This is a genomic window from Aeromonas sp. 95A (genome assembly GCF_051919235.1).
GTDB classification, from domain to species: Bacteria; Pseudomonadota; Gammaproteobacteria; order Enterobacterales; family Aeromonadaceae; genus Aeromonas; species Aeromonas veronii.
In genome coordinates this window covers 3,049,591-3,071,358 of sequence record NZ_JBQBFC010000001.1, presented here as the reverse complement: position 1 = coordinate 3,071,358, position 21,768 = coordinate 3,049,591, and the positions used below count along the sequence as shown (strand labels likewise).

Here is a 21,768-nt window from a genome sequence, read left to right as displayed (position 1 = left end):
CATGACCCATCCGTTTCTGTTTCATCCCCAGGTGGCGCCCTGGTTCAAAGAGAGCGCCGACGCACTGCAATTGACCCTCTTTAGCGAGCTGGATGCGCCGATCCGCGAGGTGTGGCTGCGCCACGAGCCGGATAACGAGGAGTACCTGATCCCGATGACGGCGGTCTCCACCCGCGATCGACTGCAGGTGTGGCAGGCGACACTGCCGCTCATCAAGGGACAGGATATCCACCTCTACAGCTTCAAGTGCCTCACCGACGAGGAGCAGTGGTGGCTGCACGGGGCGGGCGTCAGCGCGTCCATGCCGCCACGGGAGCAACATTTTCGCTTCAACAGCCTGCACCAGCCACCGGCCTGGGTGCAGGATCAGGTGTTCTACCAGATCTTCCCCGACCGCTTCTGCAACGGCGATCCGTCCCTGAGCGTCAAGCATCACGAGTACGAGTACCGTGGCAAGGCGGTGATCAGCAAGGCGTGGGGCGAGCCGGTCAGTCGACATGAAGAGGGCCACGGCGCCTGCGAATTCTATGGCGGCGATCTGGCGGGCATCGATGCCAAGCTGCACTATCTGCAATCTCTCGGGGTGACTGCGCTCTACCTCAACCCCATCTTCGATTCGCCGAGCAACCACAAGTACGACACCCAAGACTACTTCAAGGTCGATGCCCACCTCGGCAGCAACGAACAGTTCGCCGAGCTGACCCGCAACCTGCACCAGCGCGGCATGAAGATCATCCTCGATGCGGTGGTCAACCACACCTCTACCGAGCATCCCTGGTTCTGCCCGCCACTGGGAGCCCAGAGCAACCCGGACTCCCCGTGGCGCAGCTTCTACACCTTTGATAAAGAAGGGGATTACGTCAGCTGGAAGGGCATTCGCAGCCTGCCCAAGCTCGACTTCTCCTGCGAGAAGGTACAAGACGCCGTCTATCGGGCCGACGACGCCATCCTCCGTTACTGGATGCGTGCCCCCTACCAGATCGATGGCTGGCGCTTTGACGTCATCCACATGCTGGGCGAGCGCGGCACCGCCGAGGGCAACCGCAGCCATGTGCGCGCCATTCGCGGCGCGGTGAAGCAGGAGAATCCGGACGCCTATGTGCTCGGCGAACACTTCTTCGAGGCGAGCCAGTGGCTACAAGGAGATCAGGAGGATGGCGCCATGAACTACTATGGCTTCGCCCACCCGATCCGCGCCTTCCTTGCGGGGCAGGATATCGCCTACCACCCCATCAAGATCAGCGCCGAAGAGCTGGATCGCTGGCTCAAGCTGGCGCGGGCCCACATCCCGTTCAAGAACCAGCTGGCCCAGTTCAACCTGCTCGACAGCCACGATACCGCCCGTTTCCTCCACCTGCTGGGAGAGGACAAACAGCGGATGCAGCTGGCCGCCACTCTGCTGCTCACCTATATCGGTGTGCCGTCCATCTACTACGGCGATGAAGTGGGGCTCTCCGGCGGCAACGATCCGGACTGCCGCCGCTGCTTCCCGTGGGATACCACAGACTGGGATCACGTGCTGCACGACCACTATCGTCGGCTGATCCAGATCCGCCGCCAGCGCCCCTCCCTGCGCCGCGGCGATATCCAGACCCTCTATGCCGGGCCCCACAGCTATGTGTTCGCCCGTACCCTGCAAAGCGATCAGGTGGTAGTAGCCTGCAACCGCCACCCGAGCGAGCCGCGCACCATCAGCCTGCCCCTGTGGCAGACCGCCAGCCCTGCCAGCCGCTTCACCGACGCCTTCAACGGCGAGAAGTTTGAAGTGGTGCAGGGCGAGGTACAGCTCACCATCCCCGCCAACTCGGCGAGAGTACTGATCTCCAGCTGAGTGGGCAACTGACATGCTGAAAAACAAAACCGGAGCCCAAGGCTCCGGTTTTTTATTTCGTTCAATTCACCATGACGTTTGGCTCTTTGCCTGCCGTCATCAGTAGTTGATGCTGACGTAGGGCACTTCCGGCACCTGCCAGCGCTGCTTGAGGTAGACGGTGAGCACGAAGAAGAAGTTGGCCAGCAAGTTGGCGAAGCGATAGAGAATGGGATCGAAGGCCACCCCGCTCTCTTCCAGCCTGACCAGCAGCCGCACCACCTTCTTGCTGCCGCAGCGGCACAGATGGAGGGTGGGAATGGGCTGTGGCCCCTGTGGCAGCACAAAACCGGTGACGCTGCCGCGACTCGCCTCGTTATAGTGGTCGTAACGGGCCTTGAGCCACTCAAGATCTGCATCGAAGATCCCCAGTTTGCCGCGCACCGAGCCGTTGAGGTTGTAGATAAGTCGCTGCAACGCCGCGAGATCCGCCAGCATGGGCTCAGTATCGGCATCCGGCGCAAGGTGTGACAGCACGGCCCCAACCTGACAACAGAGCTCGTCGGTGGCGATTTCAAAATCACATTTGAGCGAGGTTTCGAAAATAAAGGGGTAGCAGAGCTCGCGCTTGTCTCTTGGCTTCTTGGGGTTCATGGGGCAACCGGATTGGAGAAAAGGCCAGTTTGCCAGCCCCGGGAAGGGCTGGCAAACGGCAGCTCATTACTTGCGTTACGCGCTGTGGCTCAGGCGTTCTTACTGGCGGGCTCGGTGGAGGGCTGGAACTGGTTGATCATCCGCAGCGCCTCCAGCATCCGCTGGTTGAAGCTGGTGAAGCGATCGACCTGTGCAGGTTCCCCTTCCCCTCTCGCCGCCAACACGGCCGGGGTCAGCGCCTGTTGCTGGGATGGTGGCAGCAGGGTATCTGCCTGTTTCTGTACCTGATCCAGCTTCGGCAGGTAGTCGGCAAACGGCTTGATCAGATCCTGCAGGGAGTGCGCCCCCTGATAGGTCTGGCTCAGCTTGACGCTCTGCTTGAGCTTGAGGGAGTAGGAGGCCAGCTGGCTGTCATCCAGTTTCAGCTCGCCCGCCTTGTCCAGCAGATCCTCGAAGTTGCCGGAGAAGAAGCTCCCCGCCAGCTCGTCGAGCCCCTTGACCAGCTTGCCGATGGACTCCATCTCGTCGCTGCTGAGATCTCCCTCCAGCGAGAAGCTGAAGCTCTGGCTCGACTTGAGGCTGAACTGACTGCCGCTCTCGCTGCTCTGGGACTTGGTCTGCCAGCTATCGTTGAAGCGCAGCACCACCTTGTCGCCATCCTTGGTCTGGATCTCCAGATACCCCTGCTGGCGACTGGCCATCTCGGCCTGTCCCATGTCGGTCGGAGAGACCTTGCCAAAGAACTCCTTCTCGAACTCCTCGAGCCCTTTCTGGATCAGCTTGTAGCTCTGATCGATACCGGTCTTGATATCCTCGTTGTCAGTCGCCCACTTGCCGAGCTGCTTCTTCGCCTCGTCAAAGCCCTTGTCGACCCCCTTGCGGGCCTGCTCCATCATCCCGGTCAGGTCGTCGTCGGATTTGCCATCAGCCCGCGCGGCACCAAGCCGCCCGGTCACGAACTGCAGCACGTTGTCCGCCACCGACTGGAAGTCGAACAGGGTCTCCGGGGTGATCTCCTCAGGTTCTTTCACCTTCGGAGCCTGATAGCCCTGGCCGTTGATCTCCAGCGAGAACTGCAACGCCTGCTGGATCAGCACCTGCGCCCACTTGGGCGGCTTGTGCAAGGAGACCTCCTCCTCGCTCTTGACCTGTTTCTGCTCCGCCTGTTGGGGCGATTTGGGAGAAACACCCACTCCCTTGGGTTGGGCTGCGCCCACGCCTTCGATCTGCATAATGTGTCCTCCCACCATGCCTGTAGATCAGCTATCGGCCTGACTGAACACTTCTTGACCACAAAATGCTGGACAATCTGCGGCTGGCTTTTAAAATCGGGCCCCTTTGGGTGGCCTGTTGCCTTCCCCCGATTTCGACCCGGCCCGGCCGGTGTGCATGTGAGGTATTTATGACCCAATCCCAACAGCCTTCCGCGAACGCTCCGGCGCCTAGAACCGCGGCCGACTATCAGGCCCAACTCGACGAAAAGCGCGCTCGCCTCACCGAGCTGTTTGCCGGCTTCACCCTCCCGGCGCTGGAAGTGCACAGCTCACCGGCGGAGTTCTACCGGATGCGCGCCGAATTTCGCATCTGGCACGAAGGGGATGACCTCTTCCACTGCATGTATGCCCCGGCGACCAAAGAGATCATCAAGATAGACCACTTCCCTACCGCCAGCCGCCTCATCAACCAGTTGATGCCGCTGCTGCTGGAGGGGCTGCGCCCACACCCGGTGCTGCGCCGCAAGCTGTTCCAGATCGACTACCTCTCCACCCAGTCCGGCCAGATCATCGTCAGCCTGCTCTATCACCGCAAGCTGGAAGCAGAGTGGCAACAGGCCGCCGAAGCGCTGCAGGCCGATCTGCGCGCCAAGGGGTTCGAGCTGCAGCTGATTGGCCGCGCCCACAAGCAGAAGATCTGTTTGGGGGATGACTTCGTCATCGAACAGCTCAACGTGGCGGGTCGCCAGCTCATCTACAAGCAGGTGGAGAACAGCTTCACCCAGCCCAACGCCGCCATCAACGAGCAGATGCTGGCCTGGGCGCTGGATGTGACCAAGGGGAGCGAAGGGGACCTGCTGGAGCTCTATTGCGGCAACGGCAACTTCTCCATCGCGCTGGCGCAGAACTTCCGCAAGGTGCTGGCCACCGAGATCGCCAAGCCGAGCGTCGACTCCGCCCAGTTCAACATCGCCGCCAACGGCGTCGACAACCTGATCATCCTGCGCATGTCGGCAGAGGAGTTCACCATGGCGATGCGTGGCGAGCGGGAGTTCAACCGCCTCAAGGGGGTCGATCTCAAGAGCTACCAGTGCAACACCATCTTCGTCGACCCGCCCCGCGCCGGTCTCGATGATGCCACCGTCAAGCTGGTGCAGGAGTACGACAACATCCTCTACATCTCCTGCAACCCAGATACCCTGCAGGCCAACATGGCCGTGCTGGGCGAAACCCACGAGATCGCCCGTTTCGCCCTGTTCGACCAGTTCCCCTGGACCCATCACATGGAAGCCGGGGTCTATCTGCGCCGCAAGGCCGGTTGATTCAGGCAGACAGGAAAACAACAACAGGGCCGGATGGCCCTGTTTTGTTATTGACTGAACATCGGCCTCACTCCAGCCGGAAGTGACCCACGATCTCCCGCAGCCGGTCGTAGGTCTGCTGCATCGCAGCGGAGCTGGCAACCGTCGCTTCGCCATTGTGGGTCAGCTGGCGGATCACTTCGGCGATGGCGCTCATGTTGCGATTGATCTCTTCGGCCACCGCACTCTGCTGCTCCGCCGCCGTGGCGATATGGCTGATGAGATCGTTGATCTCCACCACTTCTCCGGCCATCAGATCCAGCGACTCGTTGACCCTGGTGGTGTTCTCGGCCGCCCCCTGACAGCTCTGCTTGGTGTTGCCCATGGCATCCACCACAGTTCGGGTGCCCCGCTGCAGACTGGCCAGCATGGTCTGGATCTCGGCTGTGCTCTGCTGGGTACGGGCCGCGAGGGAACGCACCTCGTCTGCCACCACCGCAAAACCTCGCCCCTGTTCACCGGCGCGGGCCGCCTCGATGGCGGCGTTGAGGGCCAGCAGGTTGGTCTGTTCGGCAATGCTGCCGATCACCCCCAGCACAGAGCCAATCTGCTGCACATCCTGCTGCATCGCCTCGATGGAGCGAGCAGTGGCTTCCACTTCGTCCACCAGCGCCATCACGCTGGCCATGGCCTGATCCACCACCTGACGGGACTGGCTCGCCAGCTGCTGGCTCTGGCCGGTAAGCTGGGCGGTGCTGGCCGCACTCTCGGAGACGGAGACCGCGGTGCGGCTCATCTCGTTGATGGCAGTCACCACCTGCTCGGTCTCGCGCACATGGTCCGCCAACAGGGACTGAGCGGCGCCGGTCTGGCTGGCCAGCCCCTCGATGCCGCTGTTGAGCTGACCGCTCGCCTCCTGCACCTCCCCCATCATCTCCTGCAGCCGCTCGATAAAGCGGTTGATACCGGCTGAAATCTGGCCAAGGTCATCCTTGCTGGTCACCGCCAACCGGCGGGTGAGATCACCACTGCCGCGAGAGAGCTCCAGCACCAGATCCCGCAGCGAGAGGATGGGGCGATAAGCCACGTTGAGCGCCAGTATGGCGAGTACCATCACCACCACGGCGACGCCAAGCAGCGCCATGATGATCTGGCCGTTGAGTGACCGGGTCATGGCACGGATATAGTCAAGATCGATGTAGCCGGTCAGCGTCCAGCTGTTGCCGCGAATATCCAGCTGGTTGGGGCGCGCTTCACTCTCCCCCTGCGGCTTGCTGTCATAGAGGCTGTTGCCCTGACTGTCGGCCAGCGAGAAGTAGCGCCCCTCGCCGCTCATCTTCTCCAGCAGGCTTTTGAACTCGCTCATGTCGAGGTAGTAGAGATAGGCGGAATCGGCGCCGCGCGGCACCAGAATAGTGATGACCGGCTTGCCATCCACCTGTTGCAGCGGGCTGACGGTGATCTGGTTGTTGGCGGCGGGGATCAGCTTGCGCAGCGCATCAACTTTGGCCGTATCGTTGATGACGCCGCTCACGTCGAATGCCATATCGCCGATCACCTTGACGATGTTGTGAAAGCCGGTCTCTTGCAGGGTCTTCTTGACGTTGGTCACCCCGAAGTTGAGGTTGGCGGCCAACAGGATTTTCTGATTGATGTCGCTGGCCAGCTTCTCTTTGACCAGAGTGATCTGCTCGTTGATGTTGTGGGTGGCCTGAGTGCGAATGTAGCCACTGATGAAGTGATTCACGCTGAGCCCGGCGGTGCCGATGGTGACCAGAATGGCCAGTAGCAGCAAGAGGTAAATCTTGACCTTGAATGGCATGGGTTCCCTCCAAAAGAGAGGGCTGGCAGCGCCAACCCTCCCTGCCAATCGTTATTTCTTCTTGGCGTACTTCATGGAATCCAATGCCACCGCCAGAATGATGATGCCGCCCTTGATGATGAACTGCCAGTAAGGGCTGACCCCGATATAGGTCAAACCATAGTTGATCAGGGTGAAGATAAGTACGCCGGTAATCACACCCGCGACCGTTCCCACCCCGCCGGCAAACGACACGCCGCCCACCACGCACGCCGCGATGGCATCGAGCTCGTACATGAAGCCGAGGTTGTTGGTGGCGCTACCGATCCGGCCCGCTTCCAGCATGCCGCCGAAGGCGTAGAAGACCCCTGCCAGCGCATAGATCATTACCAGATTGACCGCCACGTTGACGCCGGAGACCTTGGCCGCCTCGGGGTTGCCGCCGATGGCGAAGATGTTCTTGCCAAAGCGGGTCTTGTTCCACAGCACCCAGACAAAGACGCTGGCGATGGCCGCATAGAAGGTGAGATACGAGAGCTTGAATCCTCCTATCCGGATAAAGCCCTGCGCGAAACTCGAGAAGCGGGGGTCAAACCCGGCCACCGGCGACGCTCCTACCGAGTCAAAGTAAAGGGAGTTGATACCGTAGACGATGATCATGGTGCCCAGGGTGGTAATGAACGGGGTGACGTTCAGGTAGGCCACGATGAGGCCGTTGACCAGACCAATCAGGGCACCCACCACACACACCAGCAGGATCACCACCGGAATGGGTACCTCTCCCAGCGTCGGGAACACCTTGTTGACGTTGGTCAGCGCCTGCAACATGGTTGCCGCGATGAGAGCCGCCAGACCGACCTGACGACCGGCCGAGAGATCCGTCCCCTGGGTGATGATGATGCCCGCCACCCCCAGCGCTATGATGACCCGCACCGAGGACTGGGTCAGGATGTTGCTGAAGTTGGTGAGGCTCAGGAAGGAGGGCTCCTGGATCACGATGACCATGAGCAGCACCAGCAGCACCAGATAGATGGCGTTTTCCTTGAGCGCCTGCATCAGATTGAAATTTTTAGCCGACTCCATAAATGTCTTCCTGTCTCTAGAGGTACAGAGATGCCAGGCGCAGTATCTCGCTCTGGTCAGTTTCTTTGGTATTGACGATCCCGGCGACCCGGCCATTGCTCATCACCATGATGCGGTCGGTGATCCCCAGCAATTCCGGCATCTCTGACGAGATGATGATGATCCCTTTGTCCTTCTTCGCCAGCTCCAGGATGAGCTGGTAGATCTCGAACTTGGCCCCGACGTCGATGCCGCGGGTGGGCTCGTCGAGCATCAGGATCTCCGGCTGGGTCAGCAGCCAGCGACCGATGATCACCTTCTGCTGGTTACCCCCGGAGAGAGAACCGATCTGGGTCTGCTGGGTCGGCGTCTTGACCCGCATGGAGTCGATCACCCACTGGGTATCGCTCTTCATCTTGTTGTCGCTGAGCAGCCCCATGGCGCCTTTGTAGCTGTCCATGTTGGCGATCAGGGAGTTGAAGGCGATATCGAGACGGGAGTAGATGCCGGTGGAGCGGCGCTCCTCGGTCACCAGCGCAAAACCGTTGCGAATGGCCTCGTGGGCGTTGTGGTTGGCTACCTCTTTGCCATGCAGCTTGATGCTGCCCTGGCTGCGATCGCGAATACCGAACAGGGTCTCGACGATGTCGGTGCGCTTGGCCCCCACCAGTCCGGCGATGCCGAGGATCTCCCCCTTGTGCAGGTTGAAGGTGATGTCCTGAATGGAGGGCTGGTTCTTCGCCGTCAGGTGTTCGATCTCGAGGATCACCTCTTTCGGCTGATTGGTCTTCTCCGGGAAGCGCTGGGTGAGCTCACGGCCGACCATCATGCCGATGATCTGATCCATGGTCATCCCCTTGAGCGGCTGGGTCGCCACCCACTGGCCATCCCGCAATATGGTGATCTCGTCACAGAGCTGGAAGATCTCCTCCATCTTGTGAGAGATGTAGACGATGCCGCACCCCTTATCCTTCAACTTGTTGATGATTTTGAAGAGGTGGTTCACCTCTTTCTCGGTCAGGGAGGAGGTGGGTTCGTCCATGATGACGATCTTGGCGTCATAGGAGAACGCCTTGGCGATCTCGATCATCTGCATCTGGGAGACCGACAGGGTCGCGACCTTCACCTTGGGGTCGATGTCGATATCCAGCTCATCGAAGATGCGCTTGGTGTCGTCATACATCTTGCCGTGGTCGATAAACCACCCCTTGGTGGGGTAGCGGCCGAGCCACATGTTGTCCATCACGGTACGCTGCAACACCAGGTTGAGCTCCTGATGCACCATGGATACGCCATTTTCCAGCGCCTCTTTCGAGGAGGTGAAGTTGATCTCCTGCCCCTTGAAGAAGATCTTGCCCTGATCCTTCTCGTAAATGCCGAACAGGCACTTGAGCAGTGTGGATTTTCCCGCTCCGTTCTCGCCCATCAACGCATGCACAGAATGAGGACGGACCCGTAAATTGACATTATCGAGTGCCTTGACGCCGGGAAAGCTCTTACTGACGTCAATCATCTCCAACAGCCATTCTGATTGTTGCTGTGTTGTCATATCAGCCATCACATCTGGTTGAAAAAAGGGCAAGGGGATCTCCCTTGCCCTGGAGGAGGGAATTACTCGAATTGGGACAGGTTGTCTTTATCCACACCGACGTAGGCAACACGTACTACCTTGTCGACGATATTCCACTTGGTGCCTTCACCGGCCGGTTTGCCTTCAGCCAGGTTCTTGGCCAGCTCGAAGGTGGCTTTAGCCTGGTTGGCCGCATCGTTCAGCACGGTACCCGCCATGGCACCGCTCTTGACCATGGCCAGCGCTTCCGGCAGCGCATCGACGCCGAATACCGGAATGGCAGTCTTGCCCTGGGCTTTCAGTGACTCGACCGCACCCATTGCCATGCCGTCGTTGTTGGCGATGACCACTTCGATCTTGTTGGCGTTGGGGCCGGAGATCCAGGCGTCCATCTTGTCTTTCGCCATCGCGGTATCCCACATACCGGTATCCATGTGCAGTTGCTCGGTCTTGACGCCACCATCGTTCAGGGTCTTGACCACGTAGGAGGTGCGCGCTTCGGCATCCGGGTGGCCCGGCTCCCCTTTCAGCAACACGAACTGGATCACGCCATCCTTGTTCAGATCCCACTCCGGATGGGCTTTCCAGTGTTTGGCAATCAGCTGACCCTGGATGATCCCTGACTCCTTGGAGTCGGTACCCACGTAGTAGGCCTTGTCGTAGCTGGCCAGATCGGTAGCGCTCGGCTCCTTGTTGTAGAAGACCACCGGGATCTCTTCGCCACGGGCTTTCTCAATCACCACCGGAGCCGCAGCCGGGTCTACCAGGTTGATGGCCAGCGCCTTCACCCCTTTGGCCAGCAGCACGTCGATCTGGTCGTTCTGTTTGGACTGGTCATTCTGGGAGTCGTTCATCAGCAGCTCCACCCCCGGAGTGGCTGCCGCCTCCTTCTCGATGGCCTTGCGCACGACCGCCATGAAGTTGTCGTCATATTTGTAGACGGTTACCCCGATACGGGTGTCAGCCTGGGCATTGGCTCCAGCCATCATGCCCATCAGCAGGGCGGCAACTGTGGTCAGTTTTTTCATTATGTGTGCTCCGATGTGTCTATCTGTGTTGTAGGGTGGCGAGCAATTGAGCAAGCGCCAATCAATGTAATCAGTTTGTTGTCATTTCTTCTGTGATCATGACGACAAAATGAAAACGTTTACACTCTGTTACATTGAAACTTTATATTTATTTTTCAAATACATATAAATAAAAATCAGATTTGAGACTCAATCTTTCCCACAGCATTGAGGCTAGTCGTTACTGGTCTGTTGTCAAAATGGCGCACTGGCTAGACAGTCGCTTCAATAGCTGGATTAGCGGAGAGTGCAGCCCCAACGGTAACGACGCTCGAGCAGTTGATACTCGGGACGCACGCTCTGACTCCAGGAGTCATCCCCGCCCACCCCCATGTGGGCGCCATCGAGACAGACCCACAGCCCTGCTTCAGCCACCAGATCGCTCTGGTGACGGGCGGCGGCCAGCTGCTGCTGACTGAAGCGGCTGGCACTGAAATGGAAGCTGCCGCTCACCGTCGTGCTGCCCAGCTGCAACTGGCGGGTATCACAGCGCAAGCCGTTGTCACTCGGGAAAATGTAAGGGGTATGCATCGCCTCCAGCGGCAGACTCCAGCGCCCCAGATCGGCGCCCAGCAGGCGATCCGGATAGTTCTCGTGCGGCCCACGCCCCAGCCATTCGGCTCGCGCTGGCACCTTGGCCAGATGAAGCAGCAGGCCGATCCGCGGCAGCGACGGCAGCACCTGTGCCAGCTCGGTCTCTATCTCGAGGCTCATGGCGCCATCGTCGGTAAAGTGATGATACCAGTGACTCACCAGCAGCAGCTCATCGTGATGGAAGTAGCCATGACTGACCCGGATATCCCCTCCGGCGACCGTGATCCCCAGACAGCGTTGCTGCCACTGACCGAGACCACAGCCCTGCCAGCGAGCAATCCAGGAGTTGGGGTCGGCGTGATCCGCTTCGCTGGTGCCAATGTCGTTGTCGAGTGGCGCCCGGTAGAAGTGATCCATGATCGGCGCCAGCAACTGCTCCTGCCCCGATTTTTGCCAACTGGTGATGCGACCGCTCAGCTTGTCGAGCCACCACTGGCTGTTTGCGGCAGTGACCAACCAGCCATCCGGCTGCTCGCTCAGGGTAGCGGCAGCGACCGGCGCTGGCAGGGCAAGGGGGGTCGGCAGGGTGAACTGCTGACGGGCGACCTTGTGATCCGCCTGCGACCATAGGGTTTCCTGTGGCTGCACGATGGCCAGATCGAGCCAGGCCAGTGAACCTGCCGCAAAGGTGGGCAACGCCTCGCTCAGGGTCAACTCGATCACCCCCTGTGGCGCCAGCTCAAGGGAAACCTCCCCCTGCTGCTGCACATGGCCGTTCTCGCACAGCAGCCAGCAAAGCCGCTCGTTATCGGTGGAGCGGAACAGGTATTCACTCTCGATCCGCACCCGCAGCGGGGTGCGCTCAAGCAGAGTGAAGCGGAACGGCTGCTGGGCACGCTTCGCCTCGAACAGGGCTGGATGCGGAGTGCGATCCGGGAACAGCAGGCCGTTGCAGCAGAACTGGCGATCGTTTTGCACATCACCAAAATCGCCGCCGTAGCCCCAGTAGTGGCGACCATCGGCGGTGTATTTGTCGAGCCCCTGATCGACCCAATCCCAGACAAACCCGCCTTGCAGGCGTGGATGATCGCGAAACGCCTGCCAGTAGTGGGCGTAGCCCCCCAGGCTGTTACCCATGGCGTGGGCATATTCGCAGAGGATCAGCGGCCGGTGCTCGCCGGGCAGACCGATCCACTTGGCCAGCGCCCACTTTGGCACCGCCGGGAAGGGTTGATCCTGATGGGTTCTGGCATACATGGGGCAGATGATATCGGTGGCCGGGGTATCGGCCCCGCCCCCCTCGTACTGCACCGGACGGCTCGGGTCGCTGCGCTTGATCCAGCCATACATGGCATCGTGGGCCGGGCCGTAACCCGACTCGTTGCCCAGCGACCAGATGATGATCGAGGGGTGGTTGAAATCCCGTGCCACCATGCGGGTCGCCCGCTCCAGAAAGGCATTGCTCCAGGCGGGATCCCGCGCCAGCCGCCCCATCGGGGTCATGCCGTGGGTCTCCAGATTCGCCTCGTCCACCACATAAAGACCGAGCCGATCGCAGAGGCGATAGAAATCGGGGTGGTTGGGATAGTGGGAACAGCGCACCGCATTGAAGTTGTGCCGCTTCATCAGCAGCAGATCCCGCTCCATGGTGGCGCGATCAACGGCATAACCCTTGGCGGGATGGTGTTCATGACGGTTGGCACCACGAACAAGCAGCGGCTGACCGTTGACCCGCAGCAGGCCACCACGGATCTCCACCACCCGAAAGCCCACATCGCACGCCTCGCTCTCGATAACCTGGCCCTGCTCGTCCAGCAGGGTCAGGGTCAGGCGATAGAGATGGGGCGTCTCGGCGCTCCACTTGCGCGGCGCAGCCACGTCGAGCCACAGCTCGGCGTGATCGTCGTACGCCCCTTTTTCATCAATGACTTGGGTGCCGATTGGCTGGCGCAGGGTCGCAACCCGCTCGCCACCGTCATAGAGATTGGCCTCCACCGACAAACCGGCCCCATTAGCCACCTGCAGTGCAATCTTGAGACGGCCATCCCGATAGCAGGCATCCAGCTCGGGGGTCACCCGCATATCCATCAGATGGCGGGACGGTTTGTGCAGCAGGCTGACGGAGCGGAAGATCCCCGACAGCCACCACATATCCTGATCTTCCAGATAGGAGCCATCGGACCAGCGCAGCACCAGCACCGCCAGCCGGTTGCGACCGCTCTGCAGATAAGGAGTCAGATCGAATTCGGCGGGCAGGCGGCTGTCCTGGGAGTAGCCGACCCAGAGGCCGTTGCAAAAGAGGTGGAAGGCACTGCTAACCCCGTCAAAGATGATCCGGCTCTGGCCGTTTGCCAACCAGTCGGCGGACAGTTCGAACTCGCGGGAGTAGCAACCGGTGGGGTTCTCTGCTGGCACTCGGGGCGGATCGCAAGGAAAGGGGTACTTGATATTGGTGTAGATGGGGCCATCGGTGAGCGGCCGCGCAGCCGGATAGGCGGCATCCAGCTGCCAGTTGCCCGGCACGGTGATGGGAGTGGCATCCGCCAGATCCTGCACCAGCCAGCTCTCGGGCACCAATTCGGGGGCGGCAAAGAAGGAGAAGCGCCACTCGCCATCGAGCAAGAGACGGGAGGAAGAGGCCAGATCACCCCTGGCATCCGTTTCGCTGCGCCAGCTGAACATGGGGGTATGGGCTGCCAGCCGGTTTACCGACGTAATAGCCTGAGTCTGCCAATCCTGACGCGCCACTATCTCCCTGAGCATTCACTCTCTCCCTACCGATTGGAAAACGTATTCAGTCTAGAGAAGTATGACGCAGGGAACGGCGATCTCGCTCACACAGATGTAAACGATTACACTAATTTTGTTAAGTAAAGCGGAGTAAAAATGATTAAAAATAGGTAAAACAATAACCGTGCAAGAGACGGCCCCGAACAGGGCCGCAAAAGGGGGCTATCCGGCCCGAACCGGTGCCACCGAGTGGCGATTGATCAGGGTGGGGGTATAGATCCTGCTCTGGGTCGCGTCACTCTCCCCCGCCGCCAGCTGAATGGCCAGCTTGGCCGCCTGGGCCGCCATCAGCTCGATGGGATAGCGCATGGTGGAGAGCTTGGGGCGCAAATATCTGGCATAGATGATGTCATCGAAGCCCACCACCGAAACCTCCTCCGGCACTCGCAGGCCGTTGTCGGCCAGCACGGAGATGGCGCCCGCCGCCATGGCATCGTTATAGGCCACCACGGCGGTCACCTTGAGCCCCTTGGCCAGCAGGTTGAGCATGGCACGCTCCCCCCCCTCCTCGTTCGGGGTGCCACTCTCGATAAGCTCGGGATCGGCTGCCAGACCGGCTTCCATCAGCCCATCCTGATAGCCCTGCAGACGCAAGGTGGCATCCTCGATGGCGTGATCCGAGCTGATGAAGGCGATATGGCGGTGGCCCAGTTCGATCAGGTGGCGAGTCGCCGTAGCCGCACCCAGCCGGTTATTGAGGGCAATGCAGCGTCCCTTGAGGGCCGGAATATCGCGGTTGATCAGCACCATGCCGGGCACCCGCATGGCGTAATCGTAAAGCTCCTCGTCGCTCAACGCCTTGCTGTGCACCACCAGCGCCTCGCAGCGCTTGCCGATCAGCAGCTCGATCGCTTCACGCTCCTGACGCGCCTTGTGAAAACCGTTACCCATCAGCAGGTGAAGGTTCTGCTCGACGGCGATGCCGGAGACACCCTTAACCAGTGCACCGAAGAAGGGATCGGCCACGTCACCGACCACTACCCCCATGGTGTCGCAAGTCTGGCTGACCAGTGCCCGCGCGTTGGCGTTGGGGGTGTAGCCCAGTTCAGCCATGGCCTTCTGCACCACTTCGCGAGACGCGGCACTGGCCTTGGGGGAGTTGTTCATCACCCGTGAAACCGTTGCCACCGACACATTGGCCAAACGGGCGACATCCTTGATGGTGCTCATGCTGTTTTCACTTCTTTCACTGTGCAATAGAGCGCCATTATACCCAGCAAACCCATTGAAAACAGGGGTGAAACGCATATCTGCCGTCAGGATGACCATAAAAACAGTGTAATCGTTTACACTATTTTGCAAGCAAGCTCACAGTTTGGTCGCCACACCCTCGGCTAGACTCCTTCCAGACACTTTTCAGTGGAGAGCAAGATGAATGTTCTAGTCACCGGCGGCTGCGGATATATCGGCAGCCACACCTGTCTGGCCCTGCAAGCGGCAGGCATGAATCCCGTGGTGGTCGACAACCTCGGCAACAGCAAGCGCAGCGTACTGGCCAGAGTCGCCGCCATCAGCGGCCAGCAACCCTTGTTCTATCAAGGGGATATTCGCGATGCCGCCCTGCTGGACCGGATCTTCGCCGAGCAGCATATCGACGCAGTGATCCACTTTGCCGCCCTCAAGGCGGTCGGTGAGTCGACTCGCATTCCACTGGATTACTACGAGAACAACCTCGGCGGCACCCTCACCCTGCTGCAGGCGATGAAGCGGGCCAATGTGCACAATCTGGTGTTCAGCTCCTCTGCTACCGTCTATGGCGATCCCGCCAGCCTGCCGATCCGCGAGGATTTCCCTCGCAGCGCTACCAACCCCTACGGACGATCCAAGCTGATCATCGAGGAGATCCTCGAAGATCTGCAATTGGCCGAGCCCCACTGGAGCATGACCCTGCTGCGCTATTTCAATCCGGTCGGCGCCCACGAATCGGGCACCATGGGTGAAGACCCGCAAGGGATCCCCAACAACCTGATGCCCTATATCACCCAGGTCGCCATCGGCCGTCGAGACTGCTTGTCTGTCTTTGGAAACGATTACCCCACCCCGGACGGCACCGGTGTGCGCGACTACATCCACGTAATGGATCTCGCCGAGGGGCATGTCAAGGCACTGCAACACTGCGCCGGCAAGGGTGGCGTGCACACCTACAACCTGGGCACCGGTCAGGGCCAGAGCGTGTTGCAGTTGGTCGCCGCTTTCTCTGCCGCCTGTGGCAAGCCGCTGCCATTTCGCATCGAACCGCGCCGCCCGGGCGACATCGCCGCCTGCTGGGCCGATCCGGCCAAGGCGCAGCGTGAACTGGGCTGGCAGGCGACCCGCAACATCGACGCCATGTGCGCCGACAGCTGGCGCTGGCAATCCGCCAATCCGAACGGTTACGAGGAGTAGGCCAGCCTACTCACCGTCAATAAACGACTTTATTTTTCAATACCTTATTCAGGAGAGATGATGTTCAACCCCGTCGATCATCCTCATCGCCGCTTCAACCCGCTGACCGGCCAGTATGTGCTGGTCTCCCCCCATCGGGCCAAACGCCCCTGGCAGGGACAGGTGGAGAAGGTGAGTCAGGCCCCCAAACAGGCCCACGATCCCGACTGTTTCCTCTGCGCGGGCAACACCCGGGTCACCGGCGACATCAACCCCGACTATCAGGGCACCTTCGTTTTTACCAACGACTTCGCCGCCCTGATGCAGGATACCCCGGCCGCCGATAGCGCCAGCGATCCCCTGCTGAAGCTGGAGGCCGCCCGCGGCACCAGCCGGGTCATCTGCTTCTCGCCGGATCACGGCAAGACCCTGCCCGAGCTGCCGCTGCCCGCCATCGAAGGGGTGATCACCACCTGGATGGATCAGGTCGCCGAGCTGTCAGCCCAGTGGAAGTGGGTGCAGGTCTTTGAAAACAAAGGGGCCGTCATGGGCTGCTCCAACCCGCACCCCCACGGCCAGATCTGGGGCAGCGACTTCCTGCCCAACGAGATCGCCCGCGAAGAGCAGCACCAGCGCGACTGGCTGGCCGAGCATGGCCGCCCCATGCTGCTGGAGTATGTGGAGCGGGAGCTGGCGGATCGCTCGCGCATCGTAGTGGAGACCGAACACTGGCTCGCCGTGGTCCCCTTTTGGGCCGCCTGGCCGTTCGAAACCCTGCTACTGCCCAAGGCGCACGTCCCCTCCATCCTCAACCTGACCAAGGCCCAGCAACAGGATCTGGCGGTGGCGCTCAAGGAGCTCACCAGCCGCTACGACAACCTGTTCGAGTGCAGCTTCCCCTACTCCATGGGCTGGCACTTTGCACCGCCCAAATCGGATTGCCCCGAGGCGTGGCAACTGCATGCCCACTTCTATCCGCCACTGCTGCGCTCCGCCACCGTGCGCAAATTTATGGTGGGCTTCGAGATGCTGGCCGAAACCCAGCGCGACCTGACTCCGGAGCAGGCCGCCGAGCGGCTGCGCGCTCTGAGCCCCATTCACTACAACCAGACCAGCCACACCAATGAGGAGCCCCTATGACCCCCAGCCAACGCGTCAGCACCGTTTTTGCCGAGCAATTTGCCAAAGCGCCCGATCTGCTGGTGCGCGCCCCCGGCCGCGTCAACCTCATCGGTGAACATACCGACTACAACGACGGCTTCGTGCTGCCCTGCGCCATCGACTACGAGACCTGCGTCGCCATCGGCCTGCGCGATGACCGGCAAGTGCAGGTGATCGCCGCCGACTACGACAACCAGCGCGACCAGTTCGACCTCGACCAGCCCATCGAGCACCACCCCAGCCAGCGCTGGAGCGACTACATCCGCGGCGTGGTGAAATATCTGCAGGAGCGCGGCTATACCCTGCGCGGCCTCGATCTGGTGGTCTCCGGCAACGTGCCGCAGGGGGCGGGGCTCTCCTCCTCAGCCTCACTGGAAGTGGCCATCGGTCAGGCCTTCAAGGAGGCGCTGGGGCTCGACATCAGCCAGGCCGAGATCGCCCTCAACGGCCAGCAGGCGGAGAACAAGTTCGTCGGCTGCAACTGCGGCATCATGGATCAGATGATCTCCGCCAGCGGCAAAACGGATCATGCCCTGCTGCTCGACTGCCGTTCGCTGGAGACCCGCCTCATCCCCATGCCGGCGGATCTGGCGGTGCTGATCGTCAACTCCAACGTGCGCCGCGGTCTGGTGGACAGCGAATACAACACCCGTCGCCAGCAGTGCGAGGCCGCCGCCCGTCACTACGGGGTCAAGGCGCTGCGCGACCTCGACCTGATCGGACTGGAAGCGGGCAAGGCCGGGCTGGATGATGCTTGCTATCGTCGTGCCCGCCACATCGTTGGGGAAAATGCCCGCACTCTGGCGGCCGCCGATGCGCTGGCGAGCCACGATCTGACCCGTCTCGGCGAGCTGATGGCCCAGTCGCACGCCGCCATGCGCGATGACTTCGAGATCACAGTGCCCGCCATCGACGGTCTGGTGGAGATCATCAAGGCCAGGATCGGCACAGATGGTGGCGTGCGGATGACTGGTGGCGGCTTCGGCGGCTGCGTGGTCGCCCTGCTGCGCCCGGAGAAAGTGGCCGAGGTGATTGCCGCCGTCGAGGCGGAGTATCCGGCCATCTCGGGCCTCAAGGCCGACTGCTACGTCTGCCGCGCCAGCGCCGGTGCAGGCAAGCTATGAGCAGCGCCATGACCCCGTTCGAGCTGGAAAATGAAGAGGGGCTGCGCCTGCGCGGCCTCGACTTCGGCGCCACCCTCACCTCCCTAACCCTGCCGGTGGCGGGTAAACGGCGTGAAGTGCTGCTGGGCTGTGCCGACGACGCCTATCCCACCCAGCAGGTGTGGCTGGGTGCGGTGGCAGGACGCTTTGCCAACCGCATCGGCGGTGCCGAGCTGGTGCGTGATGGACAGCACTGGCCGCTGAATGCCAATCAGGCACCCAACTGTCTGCACGGCGGGCAGGCTGGCTTTCATCGCCAGCGCTGGCAGATCAAGGAACTGGAAGCAGATCGGGTCAAGCTGGCGTTGCTCTCCCGAGCGGGGGATCAGGGCTTTCCCGGCAATCTGCGGGTCACCCTGGAGTACCGGCTTGAGCAGAGCGATCTGGTGGTGGATTTCATCGCCAGCACGGATGCCGCTACGCCGGTCAGCCTCACCAGCCACGCTTACTTCAATCTCGATGGGCAAACCGATGGCGAAGATGTCCGTGACCACCTCATCAGCATCAATGCCGACCACTTCCTGTCGACCGACCCGAGCGGTTTGCCGATCACCATCACTCCGGTGGAGGGGCCATTCGATCTGCGCCAAGAGCGCCTTGTCGGGCAGGATTGGCTGAGTCATCCCCAGCAGCAACAAGCCAAGGGGTACGATCATGCCTTTGTGCTCAACGGCCCAACGCAAATGTGGGCTGCTCGCGTGGTATCAGGGGACAGGCAGCTGGCGATGGAGGTCTACACCAACCAACCCTCGCTGCAGTTTTACACCGGCAACTGGCTGGCCAATACCCCGAACCGCAGCGGCCTGTCGCACCGGGATCACGACGGCTTCTGTCTTGAGGCGCAACAGCTACCGGACAGCCCCAATCGCCCCGAGCTGGGCAACCCCTGGCTGCTGCCGGGCGGGCGTTATCACCACCAGACCCGCTACCGCTTTATCCGCGACTAACTTAAAGAATTCATGATTTTTACATAGCCTCAGCAGTCACAATCGAGCAAGATATGCCGCCCCGAGACCCTTTCGGGGCGTTTTTACATCAACGAAGTTAAGGATTGTTTGTTCGATGACTGACACTTATAGCCTGCTGGTCGCCTTTATTCTGGGCGTCGTCGAGGGGCTGACCGAGTTCCTCCCCGTCTCCTCCACCGGCCACATGATTATCGTCGGCCATCTGCTGGGCTTTGAAGGGCCCAAGGCTGCCACTTTCGAAGTGGTGATCCAGCTTGGCTCCATCCTCGCCGTAGTCGCCGTCTTCTGGCGCCGCCTGTTTGGCCTGATTGGCATCCACTTTGGCCAGAAGCCGTCCCGGGATCACGCCACCCTGTCGCTGGTGCATGTCATCCTCGGCATGATGCCCGCCATCGTGGTCGGTCTGGCCATCCACAGCTGGATCAAGGCCAACCTGTTTGGCCCGCAGACCGTCATGTACGCGCTGGTCGCGGGGGGCATCCTGCTGATCATCGCTGAGAAGTTCCGCCCTGCAGTCACAGCCGAAACCCTGGATGACATCAGCTACAAGCAGGCGTTCGGCATCGGTCTGTTCCAGTGTCTGGCCCTGTGGCCCGGTTTCTCCCGCTCCGGCGCCACCATCAGTGGTGGCATGCTGATGGGGATCAGCCGTCACGCCGCCGCCGAGTTCTCTTTCATCATGGCGGTGCCCATGATGGTGGCGGCCAGTGGGCTTGATCTCTACAAGAGCCGCGATTTCCTCTCGATGGCCGACTTCCCGATGTTTGCTGTGGGCTTTATCACCGCCTTCGTGGTAGCGATGTTTGCGATCAAGACCTTCCTGACATTGATCCGCCGCATCGACTTTATCCCGTTCGCCATCTACCGCTTTATCGTGGCATTCGCCGTCTATCTGGTGTTTGTCGCCTGACCGGCAACCAGCAATCAAATGAAAAAAGGGACCAATCTGGTCCCTTTTTCTATGGCGTCATGGTGCTTAGTAGAGGTGCTGGCTGATGCCATTCAGCAGCCGCGACAACCCCTTGGTGAACTGCACCGGCGCATCCTGCACCGTGTAGCAGAGGCAACCGTCCGGCGTATGCGGGCTGTGGGAGTGGCTGGCATCACGCCAGATGAAATCTCCCGCCTTGTAAAGGGTATCGCCATCCTGAATATTGCCCTCCAGCAGTAAGGTCAGCTCATAGCCCTGATGGGTGTGCTCGGGGATGCGACCGCCCGCTTCGATATGGAGCAGGCTGGCGCGCGCCCCCATCTCGTCCAGCGGCAGACTCTGCTGACGAATGGCCCCGATATGGCGCCACTTGGGCGAACGATAGCGGGCCAGCACCCGTGGCAAACGGTAGGCGTGACCGGCCACCTCCAGCTCGCCGGGCTGCGTTCGGGGCTGGTCATGTGTTGGCTCGGATAGGGGCTCTGCCAGCGGCTGCGCCAGAATATCCGCCAACATGGCGTCGAATCCGGCGTCCAGTCCCACTTCATCGCGGGAGTCCACGTCGGGCTCTGCTGGCGAAGCAAGATATTGCTGCGCCAGCTCATCTTCGAATGTCTTCAGTCGGGCAGCACAATCGGGGCAGAGTTCACAGTGGGCGGAGAGCCCCACCGCCAGCGGCAGAGGGAGCTCGTCGGCGGCGAAGGCACGCAGCATAGGGTCGGTCGGATGGGCTTTAATCATGGCCTTGCTCCACTTGCTCTTTCAGTTTCTGTAACGCCAGCCGGAGGCGGGACTTGATGGTACCGAGCGGCACGCCGAGTCTCTCCGCCAGCTCCTGCTGGGAGAACTCCTGCAGATAGATGCCGCGCACCACCTGCTGTTGCGGCTCCGGCAGGGTGCCCAGGTAGTGGGCCATCTGACGGGTCAGCACGGCATCCTCGCCCCCGCTCAGGTGCTCCTCTTCGGCCTGAAACTCCAGCACCGGCCACAGCTCCTCGGCACAGAGATCCTCCTTGCTGGCGCGACGACGGCGCAGCATGTCAAAGCACTGGTTGCGCATCACGGTGTAGATCCAGGTGGTCGGCGCCCCCTTCTCGGGGTGGTAGAGACGCGCCTTCTGCCACACCAGCAGCATGGTCTCCTGCACCAGCTCCATGGCGTTGGCTTCGCTGCCGAGGTGGCGCAGGCCGTAGCTGCGAATACGCGGCGCAAAGTGTTGGAACAGGCGGGCAAAAGCAGCCTTGTCGGCCTGCTCTGCCACCCTGATCAGCAGAGATTTGAGGTCGCCATCCGGGTTATCCATCACGGGCGAGGTCCTGCGTATGGTCGAGTGTGGTTGGCCAGTATATGCCATTGCGCCATCCCTTTGGTGTGCTGT

General features: G+C 61.0%; 17 protein-coding genes. 7 read left to right on the top strand and 10 right to left on the bottom strand.

The genetic code is table 11. The features are described from left to right. Position 1 precedes the first annotated feature (1 nt). Positions 2-1,831 (top strand): maltodextrin glucosidase, encoded by a 1,830-nt coding sequence (malZ, locus tag ACTG2U_RS13875; protein WP_005356962.1) that lies wholly within the window; start codon positions 2-4, stop codon positions 1,829-1,831. Positions 1,832-1,930: 99 nt separating this feature from the next. Here malZ and ACTG2U_RS13870 read toward each other — a convergent pair whose 3' ends face one another. Both ACTG2U_RS13870 and ACTG2U_RS13865 read right to left on the bottom strand, forming a co-directional pair. After that, the gene (locus ACTG2U_RS13870) at positions 1,931-2,464 is read right to left on the bottom strand and encodes an ATP--cob(I)alamin adenosyltransferase (RefSeq protein WP_043821496.1); all 534 of its coding nucleotides are present in this window, start codon (positions 2,462-2,464) and stop codon (positions 1,931-1,933) included. An 89-nt stretch (positions 2,465-2,553) separates the two neighbouring features. Next, the gene (locus tag ACTG2U_RS13865) at positions 2,554-3,696 is read right to left on the bottom strand and encodes a DUF5610 domain-containing protein (protein WP_257691412.1); all 1,143 of its coding nucleotides are present in this window, start codon (positions 3,694-3,696) and stop codon (positions 2,554-2,556) included. Between the two features lie 170 nt (positions 3,697-3,866). On the opposite strand from ACTG2U_RS13865, the gene trmA reads away from it, so the two are divergent. Then, entirely contained in the window at positions 3,867-5,000 is a 1,134-nt protein-coding gene (gene trmA / locus ACTG2U_RS13860) for a tRNA (uridine(54)-C5)-methyltransferase TrmA (protein ID WP_421345411.1), read from the top strand. A 67-nt stretch (positions 5,001-5,067) separates the two neighbouring features. Here the strand turns inward: trmA and ACTG2U_RS13855 are convergent, their stop codons facing one another. From ACTG2U_RS13855 to ACTG2U_RS13830, 6 genes are all read right to left on the bottom strand, one after another. Then, the gene (locus tag ACTG2U_RS13855; RefSeq protein ID WP_439974632.1) at positions 5,068-6,801 is read right to left on the bottom strand and encodes a methyl-accepting chemotaxis protein; all 1,734 of its coding nucleotides are present in this window, start codon (positions 6,799-6,801) and stop codon (positions 5,068-5,070) included. Positions 6,802-6,852: 51 nt separating this feature from the next. Next, positions 6,853-7,863 carry a galactose/methyl galactoside ABC transporter permease MglC gene (gene mglC, locus ACTG2U_RS13850; RefSeq protein ID WP_033136342.1) on the bottom strand — a complete coding sequence of 337 codons (1,011 nt, stop codon included), beginning with the start codon at positions 7,861-7,863 and terminating at the stop codon, positions 6,853-6,855. A 16-nt stretch (positions 7,864-7,879) separates the two neighbouring features. Continuing rightward, on the bottom strand, positions 7,880-9,400 hold the full coding sequence (gene mglA / locus ACTG2U_RS13845; RefSeq protein ID WP_439974631.1) for a galactose/methyl galactoside ABC transporter ATP-binding protein MglA: 1,521 nt from the start codon (positions 9,398-9,400) through the stop codon (positions 7,880-7,882). Positions 9,401-9,453: 53 nt separating this feature from the next. Then, a complete protein-coding gene (gene mglB / locus ACTG2U_RS13840) occupies positions 9,454-10,440 on the bottom strand; it encodes a galactose/glucose ABC transporter substrate-binding protein MglB (protein ID WP_439974630.1) in 987 nt (328 codons plus the stop codon). 276 nt (positions 10,441-10,716) lie between these two features. Further along, the gene (locus ACTG2U_RS13835) at positions 10,717-13,776 is read right to left on the bottom strand and encodes a beta-galactosidase (RefSeq protein ID WP_439974629.1); all 3,060 of its coding nucleotides are present in this window, start codon (positions 13,774-13,776) and stop codon (positions 10,717-10,719) included. A 189-nt stretch (positions 13,777-13,965) separates the two neighbouring features. Beyond that, complete coding sequence (locus ACTG2U_RS13830) at positions 13,966-14,973, bottom strand: substrate-binding domain-containing protein (RefSeq protein ID WP_041915397.1); 1,008 nt, start codon at positions 14,971-14,973, stop codon at positions 13,966-13,968. A gap of 201 nt (positions 14,974-15,174) precedes the next feature. Here ACTG2U_RS13830 and galE point away from each other — a divergent pair, with 201 nt between their 5' ends. The 5 genes from galE (at position 15,175) to bacA (ending at position 20,369) form a co-directional block, all read left to right on the top strand. Next, positions 15,175-16,188 (top strand): UDP-glucose 4-epimerase GalE, encoded by a 1,014-nt coding sequence (gene galE / locus ACTG2U_RS13825; protein ID WP_429117921.1) that lies wholly within the window; start codon positions 15,175-15,177, stop codon positions 16,186-16,188. Between the two features lie 60 nt (positions 16,189-16,248). Further along, positions 16,249-17,307, top strand: coding sequence for a UDP-glucose--hexose-1-phosphate uridylyltransferase (locus ACTG2U_RS13820; protein ID WP_439974628.1), 1,059 nt, complete (start codon positions 16,249-16,251; stop codon positions 17,305-17,307). Beyond that, positions 17,304-18,452 (top strand): galactokinase, encoded by a 1,149-nt coding sequence (gene galK, locus ACTG2U_RS13815; protein ID WP_439974627.1) that lies wholly within the window; start codon positions 17,304-17,306, stop codon positions 18,450-18,452. Before ACTG2U_RS13820 ends, galK begins: the two co-directional genes overlap by 4 nt. After that, on the top strand, positions 18,449-19,438 hold the full coding sequence (gene galM / locus ACTG2U_RS13810) for a galactose-1-epimerase (protein ID WP_439974626.1): 990 nt from the start codon (positions 18,449-18,451) through the stop codon (positions 19,436-19,438). Before galK ends, galM begins: the two co-directional genes overlap by 4 nt. A gap of 115 nt (positions 19,439-19,553) precedes the next feature. Continuing rightward, positions 19,554-20,369, top strand: coding sequence for an undecaprenyl-diphosphate phosphatase (gene bacA, locus ACTG2U_RS13805; protein ID WP_005355537.1), 816 nt, complete (start codon positions 19,554-19,556; stop codon positions 20,367-20,369). Between the two features lie 66 nt (positions 20,370-20,435). On the opposite strand, the gene ACTG2U_RS13800 is transcribed toward bacA, so the two are convergent. Both ACTG2U_RS13800 and ACTG2U_RS13795 read right to left on the bottom strand, forming a co-directional pair. Continuing rightward, complete coding sequence (locus ACTG2U_RS13800) at positions 20,436-21,131, bottom strand: ChrR family anti-sigma-E factor (protein WP_439974625.1); 696 nt, start codon at positions 21,129-21,131, stop codon at positions 20,436-20,438. Beyond that, complete coding sequence (locus tag ACTG2U_RS13795) at positions 21,124-21,693, bottom strand: sigma-70 family RNA polymerase sigma factor (protein WP_005355542.1); 570 nt, start codon at positions 21,691-21,693, stop codon at positions 21,124-21,126. Before ACTG2U_RS13795 ends, ACTG2U_RS13800 begins: the two co-directional genes overlap by 8 nt. Positions 21,694-21,768: the final 75 nt, after the last annotated feature.

Coding starts and splice junctions, on each gene's coding strand:
- mglC (WP_033136342.1), bottom strand. CDS start 7,863: ATGGAGTCGGCTAAAAATTTCAATCTGATGCAGGCGCTCAAGGAAAAC.
- ACTG2U_RS13855 (WP_439974632.1), bottom strand. CDS start 6,801: ATGCCATTCAAGGTCAAGATTTACCTCTTGCTGCTACTGGCCATTCTG.
- galE (WP_429117921.1), top strand. CDS start 15,175: ATGAATGTTCTAGTCACCGGCGGCTGCGGATATATCGGCAGCCACACC.
- mglA (WP_439974631.1), bottom strand. CDS start 9,400: ATGGCTGATATGACAACACAGCAACAATCAGAATGGCTGTTGGAGATG.
- ACTG2U_RS13835 (WP_439974629.1), bottom strand. CDS start 13,776: ATGCTCAGGGAGATAGTGGCGCGTCAGGATTGGCAGACTCAGGCTATT.
- ACTG2U_RS13830 (WP_041915397.1), bottom strand. CDS start 14,973: ATGAGCACCATCAAGGATGTCGCCCGTTTGGCCAATGTGTCGGTGGCA.
- ACTG2U_RS13870 (WP_043821496.1), bottom strand. CDS start 2,464: ATGAACCCCAAGAAGCCAAGAGACAAGCGCGAGCTCTGCTACCCCTTT.
- ACTG2U_RS13800 (WP_439974625.1), bottom strand. CDS start 21,131: ATGATTAAAGCCCATCCGACCGACCCTATGCTGCGTGCCTTCGCCGCC.
- malZ (WP_005356962.1), top strand. CDS start 2: ATGACCCATCCGTTTCTGTTTCATCCCCAGGTGGCGCCCTGGTTCAAA.
- ACTG2U_RS13795 (WP_005355542.1), bottom strand. CDS start 21,693: ATGGATAACCCGGATGGCGACCTCAAATCTCTGCTGATCAGGGTGGCA.
- galK (WP_439974627.1), top strand. CDS start 17,304: ATGACCCCCAGCCAACGCGTCAGCACCGTTTTTGCCGAGCAATTTGCC.
- ACTG2U_RS13865 (WP_257691412.1), bottom strand. CDS start 3,696: ATGCAGATCGAAGGCGTGGGCGCAGCCCAACCCAAGGGAGTGGGTGTT.
- mglB (WP_439974630.1), bottom strand. CDS start 10,440: ATGAAAAAACTGACCACAGTTGCCGCCCTGCTGATGGGCATGATGGCT.
- ACTG2U_RS13820 (WP_439974628.1), top strand. CDS start 16,249: ATGTTCAACCCCGTCGATCATCCTCATCGCCGCTTCAACCCGCTGACC.
- galM (WP_439974626.1), top strand. CDS start 18,449: ATGAGCAGCGCCATGACCCCGTTCGAGCTGGAAAATGAAGAGGGGCTG.
- bacA (WP_005355537.1), top strand. CDS start 19,554: ATGACTGACACTTATAGCCTGCTGGTCGCCTTTATTCTGGGCGTCGTC.
- trmA (WP_421345411.1), top strand. CDS start 3,867: ATGACCCAATCCCAACAGCCTTCCGCGAACGCTCCGGCGCCTAGAACC.